The organism is Streptosporangium sp. NPDC005286, assembly GCF_040607515.1.
Taxonomy (GTDB): Bacteria; Actinomycetota; Actinomycetes; order Streptosporangiales; family Streptosporangiaceae; genus Streptosporangium.
The window spans coordinates 1-5,386 of the sequence record NZ_JBEXGU010000307.1 but is presented as its reverse complement, the minus strand read 5'-3'; the positions used below and the strand labels follow the sequence as shown (position 1 = coordinate 5,386).

The following is a 5,386-nucleotide window of genomic DNA, read 5'->3' as shown; positions in this document are numbered from 1 at the left end:
CGGTCGCTGCCTGGCTGGGGGCCGGCTGTGCGTGCGTTGCGTGAGCGTCGGCCGTCTGGTTCGGGGGTAGGGGCGTATGGGCCTGGTGGCCGTTGACGGCGGGCGGCGTTCCGGTGGAGCCCACCGCGGTGCCGGCCCCGAGGGCTCCGCCGAATGTCGCACCGCGGCGGAGACCGGAATCCAGCAGCGGCGTGCACCTCGCACTGCCTGCGACGTGGTCGGATCATGGAAGAGAGGGGGATGCCCACCGCCCTACGATGGCTGCATGTCAGAGCGCGAGCGCCCTTCGTCCTCCTCTGCCGTCCATCGGCACCAGCGGACTCCTGATCGGGAACAGCTGGAGAAGGCGAGTGCGGTGTTCGCCCTGCTGTCCGATCCCACGCGACTGCATCTGTTGTGGCTGTTGGCCGCGGGGGAGATGGACGTGACCGACCTGGCTACGGCCAGTGGCGCGGCCCGGCCCGCTGTCAGCCAGCATCTGGCCAAACTCCGTCTGGCGAACCTGGTGCAGTTCAGGAAGGAGGGCCGCCGCGCGGTGTACTCGCTGCGCGACGGGCACCTGCGCAGCCTTGTGGTGGAGGCGCTGAACCATGCCGACCATAAGGTGACCGGCGAACCCTGGCACTCCTGAGGCCCGAACGGGGAATTCCTCCGCCCTCCCTGCTGTTCAACGCGTGCATAACTGCGCACATAAGCACGTTGAGGGCCGCTGTGGCCTGAGAGGGCGGGGTCATGTTCTTCGTACTACGTAATCGCACCTACCGGCACCTGTTCGCCGCGCAGGCCATCGCCCTGGTGGGCACCGGGCTGGCGACCGTGGCACTGAGCCTGCTCGCCTACGACCTGGCCGGGGCGAGCGCCTCCGCGGTGCTCGGTACCGCGCTGGCCATCAAGATGGTCGCCTTTGTCGGCATAGCCCCAGTGATCAGCGCTTTCGCCGACCGCATCCCGCGCCGGACCCTGCTGGTGGCCGCCGACCTCATCCGCGGCGGCGTCGCGCTGGCCCTGCCGTTCGTCACCGAGGTGTGGCAGATCTACGTCCTGATCTTCCTCCTTCAGGCCGCCTCGGCGGCCTTCACCCCGACCTTCCAGGCGACCATCCCCGAGGTGCTGCCGGCCGAGCGTGACTACACCCGGGCGCTGTCGCTGTCTCGGCTCGCCTACGACATGGAGAGCCTGTTCAGCCCCGTGCTCGCGGCCGGGCTGCTGACCCTGATCAGCTACAACTGGCTGTTCTTCGGAACCGTCCTGGGATTCTTGGCCTCGGCCGCGCTGGTCGTATCCGTCGTCCTGCCCAGGCCGACACCGGTCCGGCGCAGCGGCGGCGCCTTCGCCAAGGCCACCTACGGCGCCCGGCTCTTTGGGGCCACGCCGCAGCTGCGCGCCCTGCTCGCCCTGAACATGAGCGTCGCGGCCGCCGGCGCCATGGTCATCGTCAACACCGTCGTCCTGGTCCGCGATCACCTGGACCGCACCGCAGGTGACGTCTCGATCGCACTCGGCGCGTTCGGGGCCGGATCGATGGCCGTCGCCCTGCTGCTGCCCCGCGTGCTGGACAGGCTCAGTGACCGCAGGGTGATGCTGCCCGCGGCTGTCGCTCTCTTCGTGGTCCTGGGCGCGTTCACCGTCGGCCTGGCGGCAGGCGTCCTGTCGTGGTCATGGCTGCTGATCGCATGGGCGCTGCTGGGCGCCGCGACATCCGCGGCGCTTACTCCGACCGGTCGCCTGATCCGGCGCGCCGTGCCGTCCGCCGACCTGCCAGCCGCCTTCGCGGCGCAGTTCTCCCTCTCCCACGCGGCCTGGCTGCTCACCTATCCACTGGCCGGGTGGTTGGCCTTCAGCGTCGGGATGGTCGCGGCCGCCGCCGTACTTTCCGCGATCGGTTTCGTCGCCACCGCAGCGGCCTGGGCTCTTTGGCCCACTGAGGCGGCAGTCCGCTCCGCCGCCGCGCCCAGCTACCAGCTCACCCGAAGTGACACCGAGGAGGAGCATCAGCTGGCCGCTTGATGGGGTGTCGGTAAGAAATGTGTCCCGCGCCCCAAACCGTAGGATTTCCGCTGACCAGAGGCACCGCTTACGCTCCTTCCGAGATTCAGGGCCACGCCGTCAACTGGAACCACACCGACTTGCCGTAGGGGTTGAGGGTCCAGCCCCAGTTATGAGAGAGGTCTTCGACGATGGTGAGGCCCCTGCCGGAGGTGTCCAGAGGGTCTGCCTGTCTCATTCGGGGGACGGCTATGCAGGAGTCGTAGACGTCGACGGTCATCAGCTCCTTCTCTCTGGTGATCCTGATGCGGATGGCGGTTGGGTCGGGGACTGCTGATGAGCCGTATGCGATCGCGTTGGTGACAAGTTCGGAGACCAGGAGTTCGGCGATTTCCGGGATGTCTTCCGACGTGTTCCAGTCGGTGGCAATGTCCCGGACGAATCGGCGGACGGAGGCCACGTTTCTCGTTTCGCGCGGCATCCATCTCTCCCCCAGCACGGCCAGGGAAAGATCCAGCGTGTAGCGATATTCGGTCAGCGCCGTGTACGCCTTGAGAGCCGTTCAGCAGGAAGATCAGTCAGAGGGGCACAGCAGCACACTCGCCTCGTTGCCCATGCACCATCACGTCGCGAAACGTCGGTAGCCGGATGTCGTCCGAGTGGCTGCGGAGTCACTGCCACCGCTTTAGGCTGGTGGCAGGAACGGAGAGGTGACAGCGATGACCGCTCAGCCCGTTGGCAGATACGAGACCAGGCAGCCGAGGGTGCCTCGGACCATCGGTGCGATCTCTGACGCGCTGCGTGGTGGCCGCCGGGCCCAGTTCTTTGCCGAGTTGCTGGAAGCTCAACAGGGGCCGGAGTTGGACGGTGTCCTGAGCGCGTGGTGGGGCCGGGCGATGCTCGACACCGATCCTGACCGCGACCGCGTTCACGCTACCGCCGAGGCAGGCACGTTGCAGACGTCGACCATGGAAGAGATCGCCCGTCGGCGGGAGCACACCGTTTCGTGAGCGAGGACGACGACCTGTGGCCGGTTCTCCCTTCCGAGATGGTGGCCGACACTCTCGCCGATCCAGCCGTGTCCGCCGAGGTGTTCTCCACGGTGGCCGCACTGACGGTGGCGATCTGCGAGAACCCGTGGCTGACTGGAAGCAATCAGCTGGGCGCCGATCCTGATTGGCGGGAGATCCTGATCGCCCACGGATACGGCATCGCCGAATACCGGATCAACAGAGACGATCACCAAGTAATCTTGACGCGGATCGTCCTGTTCTGAGGTCTCCAGCGTTCCAGCGTCTGCCACGCCACCGTTCTGACGAGTTCCGAGCGGCCACCAGGCCGAGCACCCCGCACTGATCGCCGTACGCGATTCCGGAGAGCGCGTCGTTGTTCGCCGGAAAGTGGCCCGCAAGGTGCCAGACATGGGGTGCGCCGTGGCGCGTGGTGAGGCATCATCACGGTAGGCGTCAACGGGTTTGAGGCGGGTCATGGAAGGAAACCAGGCGCTGCGCCGGCATCGCACCAACCTGGAACTGGAGTGGGCACGCTGGCTCCAGGGTGGGCGTCCGCATGACCGCGAGCGGCTCAGGAAGGAGATCGTCGACTCCTGGCGCCGGTCCATCGCGACGGTGAGACCCGAGCAGGACAGCGCCCCCGAGGAAGGCGAGGCCCGCCAGCGCTGGCGGCAGTCGCCGCTGCGTGAGCCGCTGACCGCGGTCGCCGACGAGTTGCGCGGGATCGCCGAGGACGGCGGTTTCATCGCGGCGGTCACCGACGAGACGGGCACCATCATGTGGACCTGCGGCGGCCGGGTCATGCGGCGGCGGGCCGAGGCGGTGAACTTCGCCCCCGGGGGCCGCTGGGACGAGCAGGCCATGGGCACCAACGCCCTCTCCCTCGCGCTGCGCACCGGCCGCCCGACCCAGGTGTTCTCGGCCGAGCACCTCGTGCGGGCCCTGCACGGGTGGGTCTGTTACTGCGCCCCGATCCGGGCCCCCGGCGGCCAGGTTCTCGGCGTGCTCGACCTGTCGAGCACCTGGGAGCGCTCGCACCCCCTGGCCATGCCCGCGCTGCACACCCTGGTCGGCGGCATCGAGAGCCGCCTGGCCGAACGGATGGGCTCTCCCTCCGCAGGCGGGCCTTCCGTCCAGGGCTCCTTCGCCGGGGGTCCCGGCCGGAACGACGGCTCCGGTCTGCGGCTGCGCGCCCTCGGCGGCGCCGGGCTGACCCGTGACGGCGTTCCCGTACGGCTGCCCCCTCGCCAGCTGGAGATCCTCACCCTGCTCGCTCTCGCGGGACCGCAGGGACCCGGGATGTCCCCCGAGCGGCTGATGGACGAGCTGTACGGCGAGCGGCACGTCGCCGCGACCACCCTCAAGGCGGAGGTCTCCCACCTGCGGCGGGCGCTCTCGGGCGCGCTGGCCACCCGGCGGTACGAGCTGACCGCGCCCGTTGGCTGCGACGCCGCCGAGGTGCTCGCCGCCCTGCGCGCCGGGCGGGTGGAGGAGGCGGCGCGGCTCTACGGCGGCCCCCTGCTGCCGTGGTCCGACGCGCCGGGGATCAGGACCTGGCGCGAGCACATCGAGGTCGCGCTGCGCGAGGCCGTGCTCCGGTGGCATGGCCCGGGACCGGTGTTCCGCTTCGGCGAGCTGCACCCGTACGACCTGGAGATACACGAGCGGGCCCTGGCGGTCCTCGGGCCCGGTGACCCGCGCAGGGCGGTGGCGCTCGCCCGTCACCGCACGGCGCGGAACGACTGACCTCACCCCTCGGCACCGTCGCCCGCCCATGGCCCCCGTGCTGCCCAGGGCGGCCCCGGGCGGCCCCGGTACCGCCCCCCTGACGCCAACCTTTCACCAACCTCGCCCATCCATCGTTGGCTCTGTTACAGCCATGTGAAGGAGGGCGAAACCATGGTCTACGCACCACCCGGTTCCGAAGGAAGCATCGTCACCTACGCCTCCCGGTACGACAACTTCATCGGCGGCGAGTGGGTGCCCCCGGTGGACGGGGCCTACTTCGACAACCCGAGCCCGATCACCGGGCAGACCTTCACCAGCGTGGCCCGCTCCACCGCGGCCGACGTCGACCTGGCGCTGGACGCCGCCCACAACGCGGCCGAGGCCTGGGGCCGGACCTCGCCCGCCGAACGGTCGAACATCCTCAACCGGATCGCCGACCGCATCGAGGAGAACCTGGAGCGGCTCGCCGTCGCCGAGACCTGGGAGAACGGCAAGCCGGTACGCGAGACGCTCGCCGCGGACCTGCCGCTGGCCGTCGACCACTTCCGCTACTTCGCCGGGGTCGTCCGCGCCCAGGAGGGCGGGATCAGCCAGCTGGACGAGGACACCGTCGCCTACCACTTCCACGAGCCGCTGGGCGTGGTGGGCCAGATCATCCC

At 69.5% G+C, this 5,386-nt stretch carries 7 protein-coding genes; 6 read left to right on the top strand and 1 reads right to left on the bottom strand.

Translation table 11 applies throughout. The features are described from left to right. Positions 1-265 precede the first annotated feature (265 nt). The gene (locus ABZU75_RS45065; RefSeq protein ID WP_355569261.1) at positions 266-631 is read left to right on the top strand and encodes a metalloregulator ArsR/SmtB family transcription factor; all 366 of its coding nucleotides are present in this window, start codon (positions 266-268) and stop codon (positions 629-631) included. A gap of 101 nt (positions 632-732) precedes the next feature. After that, a complete protein-coding gene (locus ABZU75_RS45060) occupies positions 733-2,007 on the top strand; it encodes an MFS transporter (RefSeq protein ID WP_355569258.1) in 1,275 nt (424 codons plus the stop codon). Positions 2,008-2,092: 85 nt separating this feature from the next. Here the strand turns inward: ABZU75_RS45060 and ABZU75_RS45055 are convergent, their stop codons facing one another. After that, positions 2,093-2,467 (bottom strand): ATP-binding protein, encoded by a 375-nt coding sequence (locus ABZU75_RS45055; RefSeq protein WP_355569254.1) that lies wholly within the window; start codon positions 2,465-2,467, stop codon positions 2,093-2,095. A 238-nt stretch (positions 2,468-2,705) separates the two neighbouring features. Here ABZU75_RS45055 and ABZU75_RS45050 point away from each other — a divergent pair, with 238 nt between their 5' ends. The 4 genes from ABZU75_RS45050 to ABZU75_RS45035 all read left to right on the top strand — a co-directional run. Then, a complete protein-coding gene (locus ABZU75_RS45050) occupies positions 2,706-2,996 on the top strand; it encodes a hypothetical protein (protein ID WP_355569251.1) in 291 nt (96 codons plus the stop codon). Then, positions 2,993-3,262, top strand: coding sequence for a hypothetical protein (locus ABZU75_RS45045; protein WP_355569248.1), 270 nt, complete (start codon positions 2,993-2,995; stop codon positions 3,260-3,262). Before ABZU75_RS45050 ends, ABZU75_RS45045 begins: the two co-directional genes overlap by 4 nt. Before the next feature lie 211 nt (positions 3,263-3,473). After that, positions 3,474-4,745 (top strand): GAF domain-containing protein, encoded by a 1,272-nt coding sequence (locus tag ABZU75_RS45040; protein ID WP_355569245.1) that lies wholly within the window; start codon positions 3,474-3,476, stop codon positions 4,743-4,745. A gap of 153 nt (positions 4,746-4,898) precedes the next feature. Continuing rightward, on the top strand, positions 4,899-5,386 hold a 488-nt coding region (locus ABZU75_RS45035), incomplete at its 3' end, for an aldehyde dehydrogenase family protein (protein WP_355569241.1).

Coding starts and splice junctions, on each gene's coding strand:
- ABZU75_RS45060 (WP_355569258.1), top strand. CDS start 733: ATGTTCTTCGTACTACGTAATCGCACCTACCGGCACCTGTTCGCCGCG.
- ABZU75_RS45050 (WP_355569251.1), top strand. CDS start 2,706: ATGACCGCTCAGCCCGTTGGCAGATACGAGACCAGGCAGCCGAGGGTG.
- ABZU75_RS45055 (WP_355569254.1), bottom strand. CDS start 2,467: ATGCCGCGCGAAACGAGAAACGTGGCCTCCGTCCGCCGATTCGTCCGG.
- ABZU75_RS45065 (WP_355569261.1), top strand. CDS start 266: ATGTCAGAGCGCGAGCGCCCTTCGTCCTCCTCTGCCGTCCATCGGCAC.
- ABZU75_RS45040 (WP_355569245.1), top strand. CDS start 3,474: ATGGAAGGAAACCAGGCGCTGCGCCGGCATCGCACCAACCTGGAACTG.